Here is a 21,481-nt window from a genome sequence, read left to right on the forward strand (position 1 = left end):
GGGACGGGCAGAGATGAGATCCGTACGGCTCCTCCTTGCGGCCGCGACCGTGAGCGCCCTGCTGCTGTCCGGCACGTCCGGGGCGACGGCGACGGCCGCCGGCGCACCGCCCGCCGCCGACCCGGCCGGCTTCCCGATCGTGTTCCAGAACAACACCCATGGCGCGTACGCCGATTCACAGATCTACGTCACCGTGCTCGGCCAGATCACCCCGGGCCAGTGGTCCTATCTGCGGCCCGACGGATCGAGCGCGCACATCAGCCACCTCGACGCGAACGCGCCCGGCCACCTCTCCAAGCACGGTGTGAACTACCCGAACATGTCGTTCACGCTGGACCGGGCGGGAGGGCGGGTGCCGTCGCCGTCCTCGATCCGGGGCGGCCGGATCTACCTTTCCCTCGGCTCGCCGCTGTACATCCCCGTCTCGCCCGACGACCAGGGCTGGGGCGGCCCCGACCCCAACAACCCCTCCGACCCCAACGCCGACGTGTACTACGACTGGTACGAGTACACCTTCGTCAACGGCCAGGCGGCGTACGGCGGGAACACCACCCAGGTCGACCAGTTCGGCTTCCCGATGACCGCCCGGGTGCGCCAGACGTCCAGCGGTTACGACACCACCCGGGGCATCACGAAGTCCCGCGCCGAGGTCATGGCCGGGTACGCGGCGAACGTCGGGGCGGCGTTCAGGCCGCTCCGGTCCGCGTACCGGATCGTGGCCCCGCGCTCGGCGGCCGCCTTCCCCGCCGACTACCTGACCTCGGCCATCGACCGGGCGTGGAGCTACTACGCCACGCACCCCTTCACCCTGAGCGCGCCGGGCGAGACGTTCTCCGGGCGCGTCACGGGCTCCACCCTGACCTTCACCAGGAACGGGGCAGGGCCCTTCACCCTGAACAAGCCGACCTCGCGCGAGGTGATGGCCTGTTCGGGGGCGCTCGCCTCGGGCGGCGACGTGGAGAAGCGGCTCGGCGCGGAGTTCTGCGCCGCGTTCAACCGGGGCGTGGCCGAGGACACCTCGCTGTGGCACACCCCGTCCGCGTACTACCGGGGGACGGCCCCGAAGAACGACTACGCGGCCTTCTTCCACACGGTGGGCCTCGCGGGGCGCGCGTACGGCTTCCCGTACGACGACATCAACGACCAGTCCTCCGTGCAGATCCTGGGCAACGCGCAGGCGCCGACGGAGGTGACCCTGTCGATCGGCTGGTGAGCGGCCCCGGACACGGCGAGGGGCCCCGCCCGGCAGCAGCGCCGGGCAGGGCCCCTCAGGGTGTCGCGTGGGTCAGTCGCCCTGGATGATCGCGATGATGTTCAGCATCTCGCGGTAGATCCACACCAGGGTCAGGGTGAGGCCGAAGGCCGCGAGCCAGGACTCCTCACGCGGCGCGCCGTAGGCGATGCCGTCCTCGACCTGCTTGAAGTCGAGCGCCAGGAAGCAGGCGCCGAGGATGACGCCGATGATCCCGAAGAGGATGCCGAGACCGCCGCTGCGGAAGCCGAGGCCGTCGCCGCCGCCGAAGACGGCGAAGAGCGAGTTGGTGATCATCAGCAGGACGAAGCCGATGGCGGCGGCCGCCACAAAGCCCTGGAACCGGCGGTTGACCCGGATCAGGCCGGTCTTGTACGCGATGAGCACACCGCCGAAGACCGCCATGGTGCCGAGCACCGCCTGCGGCACCGCGCCGGCGGCGACGTAGGTGCTGATGACGCTGCTGATCACGCCGAGCGCGACGCCCTGCGTGGCGGCGTACGCCAGGATCAGCGCCGGGACCGGCTTGCGCTTGAAGGCCTGGATGAGGCCGAGGACCATGGAGACCAGGCCCGCCGCGAAGGCGACACCGATCGACGTGCGGATGTTGTCGGCGTCGACGGGCAGCATCACCCACGCCAGGATCGCGCCGACGACGACCAGGCCGAGCGAGATGGCGGTGCGGGTGACGACGTCGTCCATCGTCATGACGTTGCCGGCGGCGGCCGGCGGGGCACCGAACTGCGTGTCCTGCTGTGCGTACGGATTGGTCGCGTACGGGTTGGCGGGTGCCTGCGCGTACGGGTTGCCCCCGGCCTGCGGCTGCTGCGCGGTGTTGAATCCGGCGTAGCCAGTGTCGCGGCTGAAGCCCCGTCGCGAGAAGACCGGGTTGCTGCTCCTCATCTCACTCCTCCATGGCCACCGTGCGCGGCCTTGCCGTCCAGGGTAATGGGCGCGCAAAGAATCCTCGTACTGCCTAAGGAGGATCTTCACGCGGGGATGAGAAGTGTGCAAGGGTCCGGCACCCGACGCGCGGGAGACCGGATTGTGCTGGAGTGCCCGGAGCCGGACTTGAACCGGCACGGCCCGAAGGCCAGCGAGGTTTAAGCTCGCCGTGTCTGCGTTCCACCATCCGGGCCAGGGCGCGCGGCTCCGCGTTTCGCGGCACGAGCCTAGCCCGACGCATCCCCCGAACAGCGGAACAACCAGTCGATGTTGTCTTATTTTATTGACGCCTGAGGGTGCGTCAGCACAGCTCAATACGGTGTTGGCACATGCCGGAGGCGGTTGGCAGGGCGTCCGGGGTACCCCCATATGCGCCTGCGGAATGACGGAAAGTCGATGCCCGTGTGCGCCCCGCAGCCGATCCTCGCGCAGCCCGCGGGAGCCCGGCCCGCGTGAGTGCCGCGTCCCGGTGGCTCACGCGCGCGCCTCAGGGGTGCCGTCATACCTCAGGAGGACGCGCGGGGGCCTCCCGTCCGACTCAAGAGGGCCAGGAAAACGGGCACAGCGGGTGACGAGGCGGCGTCCTCGGGCCGCGAGGATGGAACACGTCCCCGCAATCCGCTCGACAGGAGTACCCCGTGACCACCATCCCCACCGCACACCGCGCGACCGCGGTGGCCGCCCGCGCCGTCGAACTGTCGAAGGTCTACGGCACGGGCGAGACCCAGGTGGTCGCCCTCGACCAGGTCACGGTCGACTTCCGCCAGGGCGAGTTCACCGCGATCATGGGCCCCTCGGGCTCCGGCAAGTCCACCCTGATGCACTGCGTCGCGGGCCTCGACTCCTTCAGCTCCGGCTCGGTCCGCATCGGTGAGACCGAGCTCGGCTCCCTCAAGGACAAGCAGCTCACGCAGTTGCGCCGCGACAAGATCGGTTTCATCTTCCAGGCGTTCAACCTGCTCCCGACGCTGACCGCCCTGGAGAACATCACGCTCCCGATGGACATCGCGGGCCGCAAGCCCGACAAGCAGTGGCTGGACCAGGTCATCGCCATGGTGGGGCTCGCCGACCGGCTCGGCCACCGGCCCACCCAGCTCTCCGGCGGCCAGCAGCAGCGCGTCGCCGTGGCCCGCGCGCTCGCCTCCCAGCCGGAGATCATCTTCGGTGACGAGCCGACCGGAAACCTGGACTCGCGCTCCGGCGCCGAAGTCCTCGGCTTCCTGCGCAACTCGGTGCGGGAGCTGGGGCAGACCGTGGTCATGGTGACGCACGACCCGGTCGCGGCCTCCTACGCGGACCGGGTCATATTCCTCGCCGACGGGCGGATCGTGGACGAGATGCTGCGGCCCAGCGCGGACGGGGTGCTCGACCGGATGAAGGCGTTCGACGCCAAGGGCCGCACCAGCTGACCCGAGCCACCGGGGGCGTTGCCCCCGAACCCCCTGGGTCCGCCCCCGGCGTGCGCGGTGCCGCTGGGGGCGACGCCCAGACCCCCCAGGTTCGTGGCCCCCGGGCCCCGCATTCGCACCCGGTACCGCTGGGGCGCCGCCCCCAGGCCCCCGCTCCGCAAACGCCGGAGGGGCTGAAGTGCCCGGGGCGCGCCCCGCGGGGCGAAGTGCCCGGCTCTCGCCCCGAAAGCCGAAGTCCCCGGCAGCGCCCGAAGCCCCAAGTGCTCCGGGCGCGCCCCGAAAGCCGAAGCCCCCGCCCCCTCCCTCGCGTCGTCGTATCTCACCAGGACTGAGTAGAAACCCATGTTCAAAACCGCCCTGCGCAACGTGCTCGCGCACAAGGCCCGGCTGTTGATGACGGTGCTCGCCGTCATGCTCGGCGTCGCCTTCGTGTCCGGCACGCTCATCTTCACCGACACCCTCGGCAACGCCTTCCGCCACCAGTCGGCCAAGAACTACGACAAGGTGGCCGTCGCCGTCACCACGTACGCGAGCGCCGACGACACCGACCGCGAGGCCGGGATCAGCGAGCAGACCCTCCAGAAGATGGCGAAGCTGGACGGCGTCGCCTCCGTCACGGGCCGTCTCGACGGCTTCGCCGGGGTGGCCGGCACCGACGGCAGGCTGATCGGGCAGGGCTGGGCCAACAAGGGCGGCAACTTCGCCCCCGGCAAGGACGGCAAGGACCCCTCGTACACCTTCGCCCAGGGCTCCGGCCCGGCCAGGGACGACCAGATCGCGCTCGACAAGGACACCGCCGCCAAGGGCGATTACACCGTCGGCGACAACGTGCGGGTCGCCACCAACGGCCCCGTCAAGTCCTACAAGCTCACCGGCATCTTCACCACCGAGGACGGCGCGGTGAACGCGGGCGGCAGCCTGGTGCTGTTCGACACCCCCGTCGCCCAGCAGCTCTACCTCAAGCCGGGCTACTTCCAGAACGCGAACGTGACGGCCGTCCCCGGCGCCGACGCCCAGAGGATCCTCACCGGCATCGAGCCGCTGCTCCCCAAGAACGCCGAGGCCAAGACCGGCAAGGCGCTCGCCGACGAGGAGGCCAAGAACATCGAGACGGGGCTGAGCGGCCTCAACCAGATGCTGCTCGGCTTCGCCGGCATCGCGCTCTTCGTCGGGATCTTCCTGATCTCCAACACCTTCACCATGCTGGTCGCCCAGCGCACCCGTGAGCTGGCCCTGATGCGTGCCGTCGGCGCCTCGCGCGGCCAGGTGCGCCGCTCGGTGCTGACCGAGGCGCTGGTGGTCGGTGTGATCGCCTCCGCCATCGGCTTCGGCCTTGGGCTCGCCCTGGCGGCCGGGCTGCGGTCCGTGATGAGTTCCTTCGGCGCCAAGCTGCCGGCCGGCCCGATGATCGTGTCCGCGACCCCGGTCGTCGCCGCGCTCGCCGTCGGTGTGTTCGTCACGCTGCTCGCCGCCCTGCTGCCCGCCTGGCGCGCGGCCAAGATCCCGCCGGTCGCCGCGATGAACAGCGTGCACGGCGTGGCCACCACCAAGTCCCTGGTCGTACGCAACTCCATCGGCGGCGTGATCGCGCTCGGCGGCGCGGCCGCCATCGTGGCGGGCGCCGCCGCCGGCAAGGACGGCAAGTACCTCATCGGTCTCGGCGCCTTCCTCGCCCTGGTCGGCGTCATCATCCTGATCCCGCTGCTCTCGCGGCCGGTCATCGCGCTGGTGCGCCCCGCCATCGCCAAGGTGTTCGGCGTCTCCGGCAAGCTCGCAAGCCAGAACGCGGTGCGCAACCCGCGCCGCACCGGCGCCACCGCGTCGGCGCTCGCCATCGGTCTCACCCTGGTCACCGGCCTCTCGGTGCTGGGTGTGACGATCGGCGCCGCCATCGACAAGGTGACCACGGACAACATCAAGGCCGACTACATGGTCCAGATGGCGTCCGGCCGCTCGGGGCTCGACAACGACGTGGTCTCCGCGCTGCGCAAGGCACCCGGCGTCACGGCGGTCTCCCCGAAGCAGTCCTCGTATCTGAAGATCGGCGGCACCGAGCAGTCGGTGGCCGGCGTCACGCCCGGCGACATCGAGAAGGTCCTCGCCGTGGAGCCGGTGTCGGGTTCGCTCGCCACCCTGGGCCAGAACCAGATAGCCGTCGACGACACCACCGCCGCCAAGCACGGCTGGAAGGCCGGCTCGCGGGTCCCCGTCGAATTCGAGGACAAGAAGAAGACCGAGCTGACCATCGGCGCGACGTACAAGGAGAACGAGTTCCTGGACTCCGTCCTCGCCCCGACCGCGCTGCTCGACCCGCACGGCACCAAGCCCTACATCCCGCAGGTCTTCGTCAAGGTGGACGGCGGCGCCACGAGCGCCCATGAGAAGGCCCTGGTCGACGCGCTCGGTGACAACCCGGCGATCAGCATCATGGACCAGCAGGACATCCGCAACGCGTTCGGCGGCATGATCAACACGCTGCTCAACATCATGTACGGGCTGCTCGCGATGGCCCTGATCATCGCGGTCCTCGGTGTCGTCAACACCCTGGCGATGTCGGTGTTCGAGCGCCAGCAGGAGATCGGGATGCTGCGCGCGATCGGCCTGGACCGCCGCCGGGTCAAGACCATGATCCGCCTGGAGGCCGTGGTCATCTCGCTGTTCGGCGCGGTGATCGGCGTCGGCCTCGGCTCGTTCCTGGCCTGGGCCATCGGCCAGACCATCAAGGGCTCGATCCCCGGCTACGCGCTGGTCATGCCGTGGGACCGGATCGCGCTGTTCCTGGCGCTCGCCGCCCTGGTGGGCGTGCTGGCCGCGATGTGGCCGGCCCGCAGCGCGGCGAGGCTGAACATGCTGACCGCGATCAAGACCGAGTAGGCGCCGACCGACCGGCAGGACAGGGCGGTTGAAGGGCCTCGGAGGAGTGACCTCCGAGGCCCTTCGGCGTGCGGGCCCCTTCGGCGTGCGGGGCCCTTCGGCGTGCGGGGCCCTTCGGCGTGCGGCGCTCTTCGGCGTGCGGGCCCCTTCGGCGTGCGGGCCCCTTCGGCGTGCGGGGCCCTTCGGCGTGCGGGGCCTGGCCGGTTCCCGCTCGCCGCCCCGCGCCCCGCCTCAGTTCCAGGTGCGCGCCCGCAGCGGCATCCCCGACGCCCCGCCCACCGGCGTCTTCACCGCGAGGATCTGGTTGACCCCGATCCGGTTGCGCTCGAAGGAGATCGCGGAGGCCGCCATGTAGAGCCGCCAGATCCGGGCCCGCTCGGGGCTGGTGTACCGCGTGGCGCGCGCCCAGTCCGACTCCAGGTTCGCCACCCACTGACGCAGCGTCAGCGCGTAGTGCTCCCGGATGGGTTCCACGTCGCGCGCCTCGAACCCGGCTTCCTCCAGGGCTGCCAGGGTGCGCCCGAGCGGTGCGAGCTCACCGTCGGGGAAGACGTACGCGTCGATGAACTCATCGACGTGGTACGCCGATTCGTTCCGCTCGGGGCGCCGGGCGATCTGGTGGTTCAGGAGCCGGCCGCCGTCCCTGAGCAGCCCGTGGAGGATGTCGGCGTACTGCGCGTACCGCACCGAGCCGACGTGCTCGGCCATGCCGATCGAGGAGATCGCGTCGAACGGGCCGTCCTTGACGTCCCGGTAGTCCTGGACGCGGATCTCTATGCGGTCGGTCAGCCCCTCCTCCGCGATCCGTTTGCGGGCGTAGGCGGCCTGTTCGCGCGAGAGCGTGATGCCTACGACGTGGGCGCCGTACTCGCGGGCGGCGTGGATGGCCATCGAGCCCCAGCCGCAGCCGACATCGAGCAGCCGGTCGCCCTCCTTGAGGGCCAACTTGCGGCAGACCAGGTCGAGTTTGTCGCGCTGGGCCTCGGCCAGCGTCGCGTCGGGGCTGGGCCAGTACGCGCACGAGTAGACCATCGAGGGGCCGAGCACCAGCTCGTAGAAGTCGTTGCCGACGTCGTAGTGGTGGCTGATGGCCTCCTTGTCGCGGTGCTTGGTGTGCAGGCGGCCGGTGCGGCGGCGCATCTCCTCGGCGGGCGGGGCCGGCGGCGGCAGGACGCCGCCCATCTTCAGGAGCGTCCTGGCGGCGGCCCGCAGTCTCGGGTCGCGCACCGGGTGGACGCTCGCGCCTGTCTCCTCGTCCCGCTCCCAGATCAGCCCCGCCAGCCGGTCCAGCAGCGCGTACAGATCGCCCTCGACATCGAGCTCCCCGGCCACCCAGGCGCGGGCCAGGCCGAGTTCGCCCGGCTTCCACAGGAGCCGGCGCAGGGCGCGCCGGTGGCGTACGACGAGAACCGGCGCGTCCGGCGGACCCGCTTCGCTGCCGTCCCAGGCCCGGATCCGTACCGGAAGGGGCTCCCCCAGCAATTCCTCGGCTAGAGCGGTCAGCCGCAGCGCCGCGTCGGCCATCGTGCGCACCTCCGTGCCTCGCAGAAATGTCTCAGCACCCCGCTCAACACTGCCCGGGTGCCAGGCAATCCCGCTACGGCGCGTGGAGGCGCCAGGATGTCTGTATACACCATCTTTCTGGCCGGAAACCGGCCCCGGGGCGCGCGGGCGCCAGGCCCATCCGTACCCGCCCCGCTGCCCGGATACGCCGAAGGGGCCGCCCGCACCACGGATGGCGGACGACCCCTTCGGGAGAGAAGCGGACGGTGCTAGGAGGCCTTGGCCTTCGCCCCGGCCTCGGCGGGCTTGGCCTCAGCGGGCTTGGCCTCGGCGGCGGGAGCCGGGGCGGGCTTGGCCGCCTCGTAGAACTCCTCGCGCGGGGTCTCCATCGCGCCGAGGGAGACGACCTCGCGCTTGAGGAACATGCCGAGGGTCCAGTCGGCCAGGACGCGGATCTTGCGGTTGAACGTCGGCACGGCCATGCCGTGGTAGCCACGGTGCATGTACCAGGCGAGACGGCCCTTGAGCTTGATCTTCATCTTGCCCATGACGATCATCGCGACGCCCTTGTGGAGGCCGAGACCGGCCACCGCGCCCTTGTTGGCGTGGGCGTACTCCTTCTGCGGGAAGCCCCGCATGCCGGAGACCACGTTGTCGCCGAGGACCTTGGCCTGGCGCAGCGCGTGCTGGGCGTTCGGCGGGCACCAGGCGTTCTCGACGCCGGCCTTGCGGGCGGCGAGGTCGGGAACCTGGGCGTTGTCGCCGGCGGCCCAGATGTAGTCGGTGCCGGTGACCTGGAGGGTCGGCTGGGCGTCCACGTGACCGCGCGGGCCGAGCGGGAGGCCGAAGCGGGAGAGCGCCGGGTTGGGCTTGACGCCGGCGGTCCACACGATCGTGTTGGAGTCGACCTCGAGGCCGTTCTTCAGCACGACGTGGCCATCCACGCAGGAGTCCATGGAGGTCGAGAGGTAGATCTCCACCCCGCGGCCCTCAAGGTGCTCCTTGCCCCAGCGGCCCAGCTCCGGGCCGACCTCGGGAAGGATCTTGTCGGCGGCGTCGACGAGGATGAAACGCATGTCCTCGCGCTTGACGTTGGTGTAGTACTTGGCCGCGTCGCGGGCCATGTCCTCCACCTCGCCGATGGTCTCCGCGCCGGCGAAGCCGCCGCCCACGAAGACGAAGGTGAGCGCCTTGCGGCGGACGTCCTCGTCCGTGGTGGAGTCGGCCTTGTCCAGCTGCTCCAGGACGTGGTTGCGCAGGCCGATGGCCTCCTCCACACCCTTCATGCCGATGCCCTGCTCGGCCAGGCCGGGGATCGGGAAGGTGCGCGAGACCGCACCCATCGCGATGACCAGGTAGTCGAAGGGCAGCTCATAGGCCTCGCCGACGAGCGGCGCGACCGTGGCGACCTTGCGGTCCTGGTCGATGCTGGTGACCCGGCCGGTGAGCACCTCGGCTCCACGCACGACGCGTCGCAGCGGGACGACGACGTGGCGCGGCGAGATGCTGCCTGCGGCGGCTTCGGGGAGGAAGGGCTGGTACGTCATGTACGAGCGCGGGTCGACGACCGTGACGGTCGCTTCCGCGTAGCGCATCTTCTTGAGAATGCGCCGCGCTGCGTACAAGCCTACGTACCCGCCACCTACTACGAGGATCCTGGGACGCTCCGTGGTGCTCATGCCATCGAGTATCCACCTGACGGAGTACCCCCGCTCGTGCGCCCCTTCACAAGGTTCGCAGGTGGCTCTGCTACACTGCGCGGCCCACGTGAGCGAGGTCATGGTGGCACGGGGGAACCATGAGGGCGAGGGGAACGTTGTTCACCCCTCCTGAACTGGCCTCCCCCGCCCGGCGCACGGTGGACCACTGCCGTAGGAAACGCAGGCGCGACGCACGAAGCACCGTGGGGAATGCCCCCGCGAGGGGCCCTCGGACCTCGGAAAGCGGCCCTGGAACCAGAAACCTCGGCTCGCGGACCGCTTTCTCTTGTGAAGAACTTCACGAACTTTCTTCGGTGACCCGTCCGAGGGGCCGCCCCGGGGTCGCGATCAGGCTGCGGACCAAGCGATTCCGTCCAGAATGTCCGCCGAACAGCGGCCGCCGGCGGCACCGTCCGCCCGCTCGCACGCCCCGATACGCGGACCGTTACCCGCGAGCGAAAGACACCGCCCGACGACCCCTCCCTCGGTCGGAGGCACGATGCCCCTGCTCCGGCATCGCACCGGAGCAGGGGCATCCCGCCTCTGTCAGTTCAAAGACTCGGCGATCGCTTCGAAGACATCAGCATCGGTCTCCTGCTGCCACTCGGGCAGCTCCGACCAGTCCGCCACGTACCCGGGCTTCGGGTCCTCGAAGTGCTTGTACATCTGTGCCGTCCAGCACAGCGCCACGAAACGGCTCTTCTGCGCCCGTCCCAGCCGCGAGGCGTGGCCGCCGCTCAGGTCCAGGAACTGCCGTACCTGCTGGTACACCGCCTCTGCGGCCTGCCGCTCCCAATCAGGCGTGTCTTCCCAGGGCGTTACGTATCCAGCTTTCGGCTCACCTGGGAAGTGCTTGCGCACGCCAGCGATCCACGCTTCCCGGAACAGCTGAGCGCCGTCGGTCTGCGACACGGCATCCCCTCTCGTCACGTCGTGCTCAGTGCGGCGATGTCGACGCCCAACTCGGCAACGCGGTGATCCTTGGCAAGGGCGCCGATCTCAACCTGTAGCCCCCGGAGTCTACGGGCGACGTATCCGGACGAAGACTCTCGCGCGAGCCGAACAGCCTCGCCTCCATACGCGACCACCTGCTCAGGATCGTGGCGCCTGGCGCCGATCGCGGCGAGATCGGCCAGTACCGCGCCTCGTCGCCGAAGCGACTGGCCCTGCGCCAAAGCTCCTTCTCGCAACGCGCTCAGCAGGGCTGCCTCCGCGAGGTCCAGCCGTCCAAGCCGGACGTACCGCGCCCCACGTTCCTCGGCCAACCGCGAACCGTCGAACCGCAGCCACCCCGCGTTGTGACCGTGGTCATCGAGATCCAACACCTTCTCCGCCTCGGCGAGCGCGCGTTCACAGGCACGCAAATCCCCCAGCCCCGCGTAGGCCTCGGCCTCCACCGAGGCCACCCATTGACGCGTCGACAATGAACTGTCTCCACGCATGGCCAGTTGCCCTGCGGCATGCAGAAGACCGGTGGCCTCGCCATAGCCCCCGCCGGCCATCTCGACGTAGGCATGACGCACCAGTGCACAAGCCCAGAGGTCGAAGGCCGCCGACTCCTTGCTCGCCGAGGCCGCCAGCGAATAGGACGCCGCAGCGTCAGTGTGGCGGTTCGCGTTAAAGGCCAGCTCACCAGCAAGTTGAAACAGGTCGCCGGCCGCCACACACAGCTGATCTGTCGCTCCGGACCGGCTCGCCAGGCACGCAGTCAGCGATGACAGCTGTTCACGCACCATCGGGTGAACAGCCGCTTTGCTTCGTGCCAGTTGATAAACCCGCCACAGGTGCTCGTTCATACGCAGGAGGGCGGACGGATCACCCCGTGAGGCCCCTTGCACCAACGCCTCAGCTTCCTCGGTCGGCAGGGCTGCGAGAGCGCCAGTGACAACTATGGTGCGCAAGAAATCACGCCGGATCATGTCGTCGTCATCCCCCGAACGGTGGGCGTCACACGACGACGGTCTCACAGAGTCCGCAGGGGGCTCCGACGGCTTCGACAGCAGGGAGTCGAGCGTCGTGAGGTCGATTCCCAGCACCCTTGCCAACTTCCGGCGCAAGGACGGCTGAATCTCGACCGCTCCTCTCTCCCACCGGCCAACAGTCGTGCGGTCGACGCCGAGTTCCACAGCCAAGGACTCCTGACTGAAACCCAGGACCCTACGACGCCTCGCGAGGCTCACTTCGCCATCCTTCACGCGCCCACGAGCGCGACATCAGCGACGCACTCACGCACAGATCTGCATCAAGACTGCCTCATCCACGCCGTGGCCGCCCCCTGCTTCGGCGCGGTTCCCTTGAGTGCGTCGCCAAACCGCGCGACACCAGAGCCGACAGAGGTGCAGGGCATGACAAGGACGACCATCACACGGCCCCTGAGAGGTGGCTGGCCACGGCCGCCGGAAAGTAGCGCGGGGTGAGCCTTCCGGAACGACGAGAGGCCGGCCCGGACAACTGTGCGCCGCAACCGGGCGCGCCGCGGTCCCTGCTGTTGCCTGGCGAAGCCCGATCGGCGGCGTTGGCACGTGAATTCGTGCGGGCGCATGTCACCAACGGCCTCGCGGATGCCGGCGACGACCATGTAGCCGCAGCCGTTCTGATCACTTCCGAGTTGGTCACGAACGCGATCCGGTACGGCACCGAGCCCGGCGACATACTGCGGCTTGTCCTGGACGCCAACGACATCCGCACGCGCGTCGAGGTCCACGACCCGGTACGCCGCCGCCCTCGTGTCCGCCCCGAGTCCGAGGCGCGTGACCGTGGGCGCGGCTTGATCATTCTCGACGCCCTGTGTCCAGGCGCCTGGGGCGTCACCGACATCCCGTTCGGCAAGTCCGTGTGGGCGGAGGTGGAGGCGAGATGACCACAACGGCCACCGCCATCCCTCGCCGGGCCCGGGCTTGATCACCGGCGACGCGGGCGCACACGGTCGCGGAACGGCATGAGAGAGGGCCGCCCCGGAGGCACAGTCCCGGAACGGCCCCAGCCCTGCCCGCGTTACCGCAGTTCAGGCCGTGTTTTCTCTTTCTCGGTCTCTTCTGCCACTTTGTAGGCGATGCCATCCAGAATGTCGTGTTCGCTGACCACCACTTCGCGGGCCCCGGTGCGCTCCATGATGGCGAGCAGGACCAGTGCTCCGGCGGCGATCACGTCCACGCGGCCGGGGTGCAGGACGGGGATGCGGGTGCGTTCCTCGTGGGTGGAGGCGAGCAGGCGCGCGGTGACGGCGGCGACGTCCTCGTAAGGGATACGTGAATGATGGATGGCGGCCGAGTCGTACGCGGTGAGGCCGAGCGCGATCGCGGCGACGGTGGTCACCGAGCCCGCCAGGCCGACCAGGGTGCGCCCGCCGGTCAGCGGCACGCTCTGTTCGGCCAGGTCCAGGGCCGCCTCGATGTCGGCGCGGATCGCGGCGATCTGCTCGGGGGTGGCGGGATCGCCCGGGTGGTGACGTTCCGTCATGCGTACGCAGCCGATGTCCACCGAGCGGGCGGCCTCGACGGCGGTGGAGCCGACCACGAACTCGGTGGAGCCGCCGCCGATGTCGACGACCAAGTACTCCCCCGCGCCGTCCAGTTCCTTGGTGGCGCCGGTGAAGGAGAACGCGGCCTCCTGGTCGCCGGAGATCACCTCGGGCTCCACGCCCAGGATGTCGAGGACCCCGCGCACGAAGTCGTCGCGGTTCTCCGCGTCGCGCGAGGCGGAGGTCGCCACGAAACGGACGCGCTCGGCGCCCAGTTCCTTGATGACCTCGGCGTACTGGCGGCACGCCGCGAACGTCCGCGCAAGGGCCTCGGGGGCCAGGCGCCCGGTGCGGTCCACGCCCTGGCCGAGCCGCACGATCGTCATGCGCCGGTCCAGGTCGGTGATCTCTCCGGTGGCCGGGTCCGCGTCCGCGACGAGCAGGCGGATCGAGTTCGTACCGCAGTCGATGGCGGCGACCCGGGTCACTTCTCGTCCCCCTCGCCGCACGGCGTCACGCACGGGCCCTTGGACCACCACTGGGGCAGCAGCGCGATCGCCTCGTCGCCCAGCGGGTTCACACCGGGGCCGGCGGCCAGCGCGTGGCCCACCAGGACGTGCAGGCACTTGACCCGGTCCGGCATGCCGCCCGCGCTCGGGAAGCCCTCAAGGACCTCGATGGCGTCGCGGCGCGCGATGTAGTCCTCGTGCGCGGCCCGGTAGGCCGCCGCGAGCTCGGGATCGCTCGCCAGACGCTCCGTCATCTCCTTCATGACGCCGTTGGCCTCAAGGGTGCCGATCGCGGAGGCCGCGCGCGGACAGGTGAGGTAGTACGTCGTCGGGAACGGCGTGCCGTCCTCCAGGCGCGGGGCCGTCTCGACGACGTCCGGGTTGCCGCAGGGGCAGCGGTGCGCGATCGCGCGCAGACCGCGCGGCGGGCGGCCCAACTGCTCCTTGAAGGCGGCGATGTCCGCGTCGGTGGGCTCGGTGCGGTCGGTCTGGGGCGGGGGCGTTTCCATGCCTGGGTCTGTCTCTTCGCTAGCGGTGGTCAGTTGGCGGAACGGTCGGCCCTGTCGACGCCGTCCCAGAGGTTGGAGTGCCAGGCGCGGCCGGTGGCGCCCTTGTTCTCGCGGTGCTTGTCCGCCGCGCCCGGGTCGATCACGACGAAGGCACTCTCGCCCGGGAACTGCATGTGCAGATGCTCGCGGGCCAGGCGCTCGATGTACGCGTCGTCCTGGAGCCGTGCCTTCTCGTCGCGCAGCCGCTCGACCGACCGGCGCGCGTCGGCGGCCTTGCGCTGCTGGTCGGAGATGTCGGCGCGCTGCGAGACGTACTGGCGCATCGGATAGGCGAGCGCCACGATCAGCGAGCACAGCACGAGGGCGAGCAGCGCCGCGCGGCCGGTGAGGCGGGAGCGGCGGGCCTGGCGCTTGTTCTGCGAGCGGTAGACGCGGGCCGCGGTCTGCTCGCCGAGCACCTTGAGCCGGGCCGCGGTGGAGAACCGGTCGCGGTCCTTGACCTTGGCGTCGTTGCCCATCGCTCTCCCGCCTCCCCGCCGCACACATACGTCCCCGGACACGGTACGGGACCGTGGCCGGGGACGCGGGGACGACTGGCTGGGGCTCAGCCGCCTGGGCCGCTCGGCTCAGCGAGCGGCCGGTGCTCAGTCCTTGAAGCGGGGGAAGGCGCTGCGGCCGGCGTAGACGGCGGCGTCGTCCAGGATCTCCTCGATGCGCAGGAGCTGGTTGTACTTGGCGACGCGGTCCGAGCGGGCCGGGGCGCCGGTCTTGATCTGACCGCAGTTCACCGCGACGGCGAGGTCGGCGATGGTGACGTCCTCGGTCTCGCCGGAGCGGTGGGACATCATGCACTTGAAGCCGTTGCGCTGGGCCATCTCGACGGCGTCCAGGGTCTCGGTCAGCGAACCGATCTGGTTGACCTTGACGAGCAGGGCGTTGGCGGAGCCCTCCTCGATGCCGCGGGCCAGGCGCTCGGGGTTGGTCACGAACAGGTCGTCACCGACGATCTGGACCTTGGAGCCGAGGCGCGAGGTGATGGTGTTCCAGCCGGCCCAGTCGTCCTCGAACAGCGGGTCCTCGATGGAGACCAGCGGGTACGCGGAGACGAGCTCCTCGTAGTACTCGGTCATCTCGGCGGCCGAGCGGGACTTGCCCTCGAACTCGTACTTGCCGTCCTTGTAGAACTCCGACGCGGCGACGTCGAGCGCGAGCGCGATGTCCTTGCCCGGGGCGTAGCCGGCTTCCTTGATGGCCTCAAGGATGAGGTCGAGGGCGGCGCGGTTGGACTCCAGGTTCGGCGCGAAGCCGCCCTCGTCGCCGAGGCCGGTCGACAGGCCCTTGCGCTTCAGGACGCCCTTGAGCGTGTGGTAGACCTCGGCACCCCAGCGAAGGGCCTCGGAGAAGGACTCCGCGCCGATCGGGGCGATCATGAACTCCTGGATGTCGACGTTGGAGTCGGCGTGCGACCCACCGTTGAGGATGTTCATCATCGGAACGGGCAGCAGGTGCGCGTTCGGGCCGCCGAGGTAGCGGAAGAGCGGCAGGTCGCTGGCCTCGGAGGCGGCGTGCGCGACGGCGAGCGAGACGCCGAGGATGGCGTTGGCGCCGAGCGAGCCCTTGTTGTCCGTGGCGTCCAGGTCGAACATGGCCTGGTCGATCAGGCGCTGCTCGGTGGCGTCGTAGCCGACGAGCTCCGGGCCGATCTGCTCGATGACGGCGAGGACGGCCTTCTCGACACCCTTGCCGCCGTAGCGGTTGGGGTCGCCGTCGCGAAGCTCGATGGCCTCGAAGGCACCGGTGGAGGCGCCGGACGGGACGGCAGCACGGCCGGTGCTGCCGTCGTCGAGGCCGACCTCGACCTCGACCGTGGGGTTGCCTCGGGAGTCCAGGATTTCCCGGGCTACGACGACGTCGATGGACGGCACGAGCATCTCCTTCTGGGATGTGACGCTAGATGTGACGCAGGCGGTGCAAGGGACCCGCGGGGTCGCTTCGCCTTGCGACAAGAGCCTAACCGGCTCCGGGGGTCCAGCCGGCCGAGTGCCCGCGTCCTGGGACGAAAAAGGGCCCAATGACCCTGATTCCCGGACAAAGGCCCACAACACTACTGCCCGGTAACGGCGAAAACCCCGGCCCGGCGCGTACGGGGGAACGCGCGCCGGGCCGGGGCTGCCTTGGGGGCGGGCCGACCTTGGGGAGGGGGCCTGCCTTGGGGGCCGGCCGGCTCAGCCGAGGTGCAGCTTCTGGCCCGGGAAGATCAGGTTCGCGTCCTTGACGATGTCCTTGTTCAGGTCGAACAGCTTCTGCCAGCCACCCTGGGTGTGGTTGACGGTCGCGATGTTGCCGAGCGTGTCGCCGGACTTGACGGTGTACTCGCCGTCGCCCTGCTTGACCGGCTCGGTGCGCTGCTCGCTGCGGCTGGCCTTCGGCGCCGCCTCGGTGCGCTGCTCGGTCTGCTGCGACTTCTGCTGCGTCTTCTGCTGGGGCTGGACGCGCTGCTTCGGCTTCGAGGGCTTGGCCGACTTCGAAGAGGAAGAGGACGAACCGGAGGTGTCCACATCGGCCTTGGCGCCACCGGAGCTCAGGTTGCCGGCGCCCGCGCAGGACCAGGCGCCCGGGCCCTGGATGGAGAGCAGCTTCTCGGCGGCGGCTATCTGCTGGCCCTTGGTGGCCAGGTCGGCGCGCGAGGCGTACTTGGTGCCGCCGGCGGCGGCCCAGGAGGACTGCGAGAACTGGAGGCCACCGTAGTAGCCGTTGCCGGTGTTGATGGACCAGTTGCCGCCGGACTCGCACTGGGCGACGGCGTCCCAGGTCTGCACGGAGGCGGCGGAGGCGTTGCCGGCCGCCATCAGCGGAGCGGCGACCGCGGCACCGGCGACACCGGCGAGCGTGGCGACACGGACGGCCTTGGACGGGCGGCGGTGCTTGCCCTTGCCGGAAAGCAGCATGAGTTCTCCTCACCGACGCCTGCGAGGTGAGCTGTCGGGTTCGGGCGTGAGCTGCCCGGCCGGACGTCGTGCGTCCGTCTTCACCCCAAGCCGGTCGGCAGTCCGTGTGAACTGCCGGGACCGGCGCCTACCTTGGGTCCCCCGCTCCTGCCTACGGCGCATAAGCGTCGACTGTTCCCATCGGCCGACGGCAGGATTCGGCGTTCTCGGTCGAAGGGGCTCGCGGTGACGAGCGAGTCCGACGAAAACACACGCCCCGCCAATGTTCAAAGAGGCACATCGGGGAGAAAACCCCCTTACTTGCGGCCACAGAAGGGATGTTTCCGCAGGTGAGGGGCGGGGCGGACGGACCGGGCAGACGGGACACGCCAGTTGAGGCGAAGAGACCCATGTCTCACTTGCACACAACGGACATACAGCCCGAACTAGCCCTGCTGCGGAGCCGAGTTCGGGGTGGCGGACGGGGCCGCCGACGCGGTGGCCGACGAGGTCGCGCTCGGGGTCGCGGGGGCCGCGGGAGCGGCGGTCACACCCTTCAGGTCCAGGCTCTGGCCAGGCAGGATGAGGTTGGGGTCGGTGCCGATCAGCCGCTCGTTGGCGTGGTAGAGCGCGGGCCAGCCGCCCTCGACCTTGTGCGCGTCGGCGATGACCGAGAGGTTGTCGCCGGGGCGGACGGTGTAGGCGCCGCTCGCGTCAGGGGTGTTGCCGCCCTCCCGTGAGGCGCCGTCACCCCGCGAGGCGCGCTGCCCCGCGTCGCGGTCCTCGCCGGCCGGGGCGCCCGTGCCGCCGCCGGCGGCGGGGTCGGGCCGGCCGGCCTCGGCGCCGGGCGCGGTGGACCCGGGCTTGGCGCCGGCGCCGCCCTCCGGCGCGGGGGTGCCCCGGTGCTTGCCGGAGCTGGACGGGGTGGAGGCGGAGGGCGCCGGTGAGTTGGCCGGGCCGTCCTGCCGGGTGGCGTCCGGGGCCGGGGTGGCCGCCGTGCCGCCCGGAGTGGCGGCGTCCTCGGGCGTCTTGGTGGCGGGGGTGGCCGGGGTCGCCGGGGTGACCGGAACCGACGGCGCGGGCGACGCGGTGGAGCCCGAGGTGTCGGGCACGCCCGGATCGACGTCCGCCGAGCCGCCGCCCTTGGTGAGGCCGGCGCCGGCGCCGCAGTTCGCGAACGCCGAGGGCCCCTTGGCCGCGAGCACCTTCTCAGCGACGGCTATCTGCTGGGCGCGGCTGGCGAGGTCGGCGCGCTGGGCGTACTCGTTGCCGCCGTACGCCTCCCAGGTGGCCTGCGAGAACTGGAGCCCGCCGTACAGACCGTTGCCGAAGTCGGCGCTCCACTGCCCGCCGGACTCGCAGGAGGCGACCTGGTTCCAGGTGCCGGCGTCCGCGGCGTGCGCGCCGGTCGCGGCGAGCAGGGGAAGCGCGATGGCCGATCCGGTCACTCCCGCCGCTACGACGAGGGCGGGTGCCTGGCGGGGTCGACGATGCCGTCCATTCCCGGAGCGCATGGATAAGGCCTTCCGTGTGACTGCTGAGCCGAATGAACGGTGAACGTAGCCGTACTCGAACGTCTGTCACAAGTCGATGGACTCACGATCACATAAAAGTCACAGTCCTGACGGCGTGTCAGTCGCGCTCCGTGCGAGGTGTCCGGTACGCCGCCTCAGCGCGGCGGGGTGAACGCGACCGGCAGCGTGCGCAGTCCGCGCATGATGAGGCCGCCGCGCCAGCGCAACTCCTCCGGTTCCGCTGCCAGGCGCAGGTCCGGCAGGCGCCGCAGCAGGGTCGCCAGGGCGGTCTGTCCCTCCAGCCTGGCCAGCGGCGCGCCGAGGCAGTAGTGGATGCCGTGGCCGTATCCGAGGTGCTGGTTGTCGCGCCGGCCGAGGTCGAGCGTGTCGGGATCGTCGAAGCGCTCCGGGTCGCGGTCGGCGGCGGCGAGGACGACCAGGACCGGGTCGCCGGGTGCGATGTCCTGGCCGCCGAGGGTCAGCGCCTCGGTGGCGAACCGCCAGGTCGCGAGCTCGACCGGCCCGTCGTAGCGCAGCAGTTCCTCTACGCCGGTCTCCAGCAGGGCGCTCTCGCCGGCCGCGAGCGAGGCCTGGAGGCGGTGGCGCTGCCCGGGGTTGCCCAGCAGGGCGTACATCCCGTTCCCGATCAGGTTGACGGTGGTCTCGAACCCGGCGAAGAGAAGGATGAAGGCCATCGCGGCGGCCTCGTTCTCCGTCAGGTGCTCGCCGTGGTCGCTGGCCTCGATGAGCCGCGAGATGAGGTCGTCGCCGGGGTTCTCGCGCTTCTTGTGGATGAGCTCGGCGAGGTAGTTACGCATCTTCTTCACCGAACGTGCGACGCCGCCGCGCGGGCCACCGCCGTGCCGGATCATCATCCCCGCCCAGTCGCGGAAGTCGTCCTGGTCCTCGCGGGGTACGCCGAGGAGGTCGCAGATGGCGTAAATGGGGAGCGGGAAGGCGAACTCGTGGATGAGGTCGGCCTCGCCGTTCGCCGCGAACGCGTCGATGAGTTGGTCGGTCAACTCCTGTACGCGGGGCGCGAATTGGGCGACCGTACGAGGTGTGAACGCCTTCGACACGAGGCGGCGCAGCCGGGTGTGGTCGGGCGGGTCGATGTTGAGCAGATGCGTCATCAGCTCGGCCTTGCGCTCGCCCGGGATGCCGGTTTTGCCCTTGGCGTGGGCGGGCTCGGCGTGGTGCGCCGGGTTCTTGGAGAGCCGCTGGTCGGCGAGGGCCTGCTTGGCGTCCCCGTACCGCGTCACGAGCCAGGCCTCCACGCCGCTGGGGAGCCGGGTGCGGTGCACGGGGGTGTGCGTGCGGAGCCAGGCGTAGGCGGGGTAGGGGTTGGTGGCGAACTCCCAGGTGAAGAGTTCCGGACCGGCGGTGAGTGGGGCGTCGTCCTGCACCCCCCGAACGTATCCCGCGCCGCCCCTGCCGGGGGCCGGGGGGCTGACTCCGCCCGTGCGGGCCGGCACCGACCCTGCCGGGGGCCGGGGGGGGCTGACTCTGCCCGTGCGGGCCGGCACGGGATGCCTCAGGGGCTCCGCCCCAGACCCCGTTCGCGCCTGAAGGGCCGCTCGTCCTCAAACGCCGGACAGGCTGAGATTGTCGGTACGGGCCAGAGCCGAGTGACCAGGGGCGCGGGGAACTGCGCGGCCAGCCACGAACGGTCCGCGGCCAAGGCACCAGAGGCTCCGCCCCAGACCCCGTTCGCGCCTGAAGGGCCGCTCGTCCTCAAACGCCGGACGGGCTGAAGCTGCCTCTGGAGGCCAGCACAAGCACTGCCCGGGGTTGCCCCGCCCGGGCCCGCACCAGCCCCGCCAGGGGCGCGGGGAACTGCGCGGCCGGCACCCACGGGCCCGCACCCCCAAGCGGACCTGCGCATCCGCCGCTCGGCGGGGCTACTCCGCCGCCCGGATCGCCTCGCGGTACGTCCGCGCCGCCGCGCGCAACGCGGCCTCCGGATCGACCCCCGCCGCCTCCGCCTCCACCGCGAGGCCGAGCAGCCGGTAGCCCACCCCCTCCCCGGAGGGAAGCGGGACATCCAGGCCACCCGCCCGCGCCCGCCCGGACAGCTTGGCCGCGAGGGCGAGGGCCGGCTGGCCCAGCGGCACCCCGTCCGTCACCGACGCCCGCCGCTTCTCGACCGCCTTCATCCGCAGCCAGTGCTCCTTGACCTCCTCCGGCGTCTCGGCCGACTCGGAGCCGAACACATGCGGATGCCGGTGGATGAGCTTCTCCACGATCCCGGCCGCGACGTCGTCGATGGAGAACGGCTCCTCCTCGTCCTCCTCGGCGATCCGCGCGTGGAAGACGACCTGGAGCAGCACATCGCCCAGCTCTTCGCGCAGCTCGTCCCTGTCGCCCTCCTCCACCGCCTCGACCAGTTCGTACGCCTCCTCGAGGGCGTACTTGGCGAGTCCCTTGTGGGTCTGCCGCGAGGACCAGGGGCAGGCGCGCCTGATGCGGTCCATGACCTGGACCAGGTCGAGCAGGCGCGCGCCCGGCAGATCGTAGGAGCCGGGCAGCAGCTCCAGGTCGGGCATGCTCACCCGGCCCGACCCGGCCAGGCGGGCGAGGCCGTCGGTGAGCCGCTGGTCGCCCTCGCCGGAGGGGAGCACGACCACCGTGCGGCCCCCCGCGCACGCCGCGACCAGTTCCGCCGCGTCCGGCACGGAGAGCTCGGCCTCGATGCCCGCCTCGCGCAGATACGGCAGCTGCGGATGCCCGGGGTCGGGGCACAGGACGAGGTCGGCGGCGCGCAGGGTCTCCCACGCGGGCCACGACAGGAGCCCGGGGGCGACCCGGTGGCTCGCCGTGAGCAGAACGATTCGGCCGGGTTCTTCGACAGCAGTCACCCGTCGAACCTACCCGCAGGC

Annotated in this window: 17 protein-coding genes, 1 tRNA gene and 1 riboswitch; of the genes, 4 read left to right on the forward strand and 14 right to left on the reverse strand. The window is 70.7% G+C overall.

Features of this window, described 5'->3' with window-relative positions:
• Positions 1-13 precede the first annotated feature (13 nt).
• The gene (locus tag ABR738_RS16760) at positions 14-1,213 is read left to right on the forward strand and encodes a glycoside hydrolase family 64 protein (protein ID WP_350230780.1); all 1,200 of its coding nucleotides are present in this window, start codon (positions 14-16) and stop codon (positions 1,211-1,213) included.
• A gap of 72 nt (positions 1,214-1,285) precedes the next feature.
• On the opposite strand, the gene ABR738_RS16765 is transcribed toward ABR738_RS16760, so the two are convergent.
• A complete protein-coding gene (locus tag ABR738_RS16765) occupies positions 1,286-2,155 on the reverse strand; it encodes a Bax inhibitor-1/YccA family protein (protein WP_350230781.1) in 870 nt (289 codons plus the stop codon).
• A 153-nt stretch (positions 2,156-2,308) separates the two neighbouring features.
• Positions 2,309-2,390, reverse strand: a tRNA-Leu gene (locus ABR738_RS16770).
• Between the two features lie 445 nt (positions 2,391-2,835).
• Here ABR738_RS16770 and ABR738_RS16775 point away from each other — a divergent pair.
• A complete protein-coding gene (locus tag ABR738_RS16775) occupies positions 2,836-3,606 on the forward strand; it encodes an ABC transporter ATP-binding protein (protein ID WP_350230782.1) in 771 nt (256 codons plus the stop codon).
• A 342-nt stretch (positions 3,607-3,948) separates the two neighbouring features.
• On the forward strand, positions 3,949-6,480 hold the full coding sequence (locus tag ABR738_RS16780) for an ABC transporter permease (RefSeq protein ID WP_350230783.1): 2,532 nt from the start codon (positions 3,949-3,951) through the stop codon (positions 6,478-6,480).
• 231 nt (positions 6,481-6,711) lie between these two features.
• Here the strand turns inward: ABR738_RS16780 and ABR738_RS16785 are convergent, their stop codons facing one another.
• The 4 genes from ABR738_RS16785 to ABR738_RS16800 form a co-directional block, all read right to left on the reverse strand.
• The gene (locus ABR738_RS16785) at positions 6,712-8,004 is read right to left on the reverse strand and encodes a class I SAM-dependent methyltransferase (RefSeq protein ID WP_350230784.1); all 1,293 of its coding nucleotides are present in this window, start codon (positions 8,002-8,004) and stop codon (positions 6,712-6,714) included.
• Positions 8,005-8,252: 248 nt separating this feature from the next.
• Positions 8,253-9,662, reverse strand: a complete 1,410-nt coding sequence (locus tag ABR738_RS16790; protein WP_350230785.1) for an NAD(P)/FAD-dependent oxidoreductase — start codon at positions 9,660-9,662, stop codon at positions 8,253-8,255.
• A gap of 567 nt (positions 9,663-10,229) precedes the next feature.
• On the reverse strand, positions 10,230-10,595 hold the full coding sequence (locus ABR738_RS16795) for a hypothetical protein (RefSeq protein WP_350230787.1): 366 nt from the start codon (positions 10,593-10,595) through the stop codon (positions 10,230-10,232).
• Positions 10,596-10,609: 14 nt separating this feature from the next.
• A complete protein-coding gene (locus ABR738_RS16800) occupies positions 10,610-11,878 on the reverse strand; it encodes a helix-turn-helix domain-containing protein (protein ID WP_502964098.1) in 1,269 nt (422 codons plus the stop codon).
• 218 nt (positions 11,879-12,096) lie between these two features.
• Here ABR738_RS16800 and ABR738_RS16810 point away from each other — a divergent pair, with 218 nt between their 5' ends.
• Entirely contained in the window at positions 12,097-12,543 is a 447-nt protein-coding gene (locus ABR738_RS16810) for an ATP-binding protein (RefSeq protein ID WP_502964099.1), read from the forward strand.
• 134 nt (positions 12,544-12,677) lie between these two features.
• Here the strand turns inward: ABR738_RS16810 and ABR738_RS16815 are convergent, their stop codons facing one another.
• From ABR738_RS16815 to ABR738_RS16850, 8 genes are all read right to left on the reverse strand, one after another.
• Positions 12,678-13,631: a Ppx/GppA phosphatase family protein gene (locus ABR738_RS16815; protein WP_350230788.1), complete on the reverse strand. Its 954-nt coding sequence runs from the start codon at positions 13,629-13,631 to the stop codon at positions 12,678-12,680.
• Positions 13,628-14,161 (reverse strand): DUF501 domain-containing protein, encoded by a 534-nt coding sequence (locus ABR738_RS16820; RefSeq protein WP_350230789.1) that lies wholly within the window; start codon positions 14,159-14,161, stop codon positions 13,628-13,630. Before ABR738_RS16820 ends, ABR738_RS16815 begins: the two co-directional genes overlap by 4 nt.
• 29 nt (positions 14,162-14,190) lie before the next feature.
• On the reverse strand, positions 14,191-14,679 hold the full coding sequence (locus tag ABR738_RS16825) for an FtsB family cell division protein (RefSeq protein ID WP_350230790.1): 489 nt from the start codon (positions 14,677-14,679) through the stop codon (positions 14,191-14,193).
• A 126-nt stretch (positions 14,680-14,805) separates the two neighbouring features.
• On the reverse strand, positions 14,806-16,092 hold the full coding sequence (gene eno / locus ABR738_RS16830) for a phosphopyruvate hydratase (RefSeq protein ID WP_350230791.1): 1,287 nt from the start codon (positions 16,090-16,092) through the stop codon (positions 14,806-14,808).
• 294 nt (positions 16,093-16,386) lie between these two features.
• Complete coding sequence (locus ABR738_RS16835) at positions 16,387-17,109, reverse strand: transglycosylase family protein (RefSeq protein ID WP_350230792.1); 723 nt, start codon at positions 17,107-17,109, stop codon at positions 16,387-16,389.
• 1 nt (position 17,110) lies between these two features.
• Positions 17,111-17,278: riboswitch (cyclic di-AMP (ydaO/yuaA leader) on the reverse strand.
• A gap of 256 nt (positions 17,279-17,534) precedes the next feature.
• Positions 17,535-18,536 (reverse strand): transglycosylase family protein, encoded by a 1,002-nt coding sequence (locus ABR738_RS16840; protein ID WP_350230793.1) that lies wholly within the window; start codon positions 18,534-18,536, stop codon positions 17,535-17,537.
• A gap of 221 nt (positions 18,537-18,757) precedes the next feature.
• Positions 18,758-20,008 carry a cytochrome P450 family protein gene (locus tag ABR738_RS16845; protein ID WP_350230794.1) on the reverse strand — a complete coding sequence of 417 codons (1,251 nt, stop codon included), beginning with the start codon at positions 20,006-20,008 and terminating at the stop codon, positions 18,758-18,760.
• A 495-nt stretch (positions 20,009-20,503) separates the two neighbouring features.
• On the reverse strand, positions 20,504-21,460 hold the full coding sequence (locus tag ABR738_RS16850) for a nucleoside triphosphate pyrophosphohydrolase (protein WP_350230795.1): 957 nt from the start codon (positions 21,458-21,460) through the stop codon (positions 20,504-20,506).
• Between the last annotated feature and the right edge of the window lie 21 nt (positions 21,461-21,481).

Source organism: Streptomyces sp. Edi4, assembly GCF_040253615.1.
Classification (GTDB): Bacteria; Actinomycetota; Actinomycetes; order Streptomycetales; family Streptomycetaceae; genus Streptomyces.

Excerpts from the sequence above, each read along its gene's own strand:
- ABR738_RS16760 (WP_350230780.1), top strand. The coding sequence starts at position 14 with ATGAGATCCGTACGGCTCCTCCTTGCGGCCGCGACCGTGAGCGCCCTG.
- ABR738_RS16765 (WP_350230781.1), bottom strand. The coding sequence starts at position 2,155 with ATGAGGAGCAGCAACCCGGTCTTCTCGCGACGGGGCTTCAGCCGCGAC.
- ABR738_RS16780 (WP_350230783.1), top strand. The coding sequence starts at position 3,949 with ATGTTCAAAACCGCCCTGCGCAACGTGCTCGCGCACAAGGCCCGGCTG.
- ABR738_RS16785 (WP_350230784.1), bottom strand. The coding sequence starts at position 8,004 with ATGGCCGACGCGGCGCTGCGGCTGACCGCTCTAGCCGAGGAATTGCTG.
- ABR738_RS16790 (WP_350230785.1), bottom strand. The coding sequence starts at position 9,662 with ATGAGCACCACGGAGCGTCCCAGGATCCTCGTAGTAGGTGGCGGGTAC.
- ABR738_RS16820 (WP_350230789.1), bottom strand. The coding sequence starts at position 14,161 with ATGGAAACGCCCCCGCCCCAGACCGACCGCACCGAGCCCACCGACGCG.
- ABR738_RS16825 (WP_350230790.1), bottom strand. The coding sequence starts at position 14,679 with ATGGGCAACGACGCCAAGGTCAAGGACCGCGACCGGTTCTCCACCGCG.
- eno (WP_350230791.1), bottom strand. The coding sequence starts at position 16,092 with ATGCTCGTGCCGTCCATCGACGTCGTCGTAGCCCGGGAAATCCTGGAC.
- ABR738_RS16835 (WP_350230792.1), bottom strand. The coding sequence starts at position 17,109 with ATGCTGCTTTCCGGCAAGGGCAAGCACCGCCGCCCGTCCAAGGCCGTC.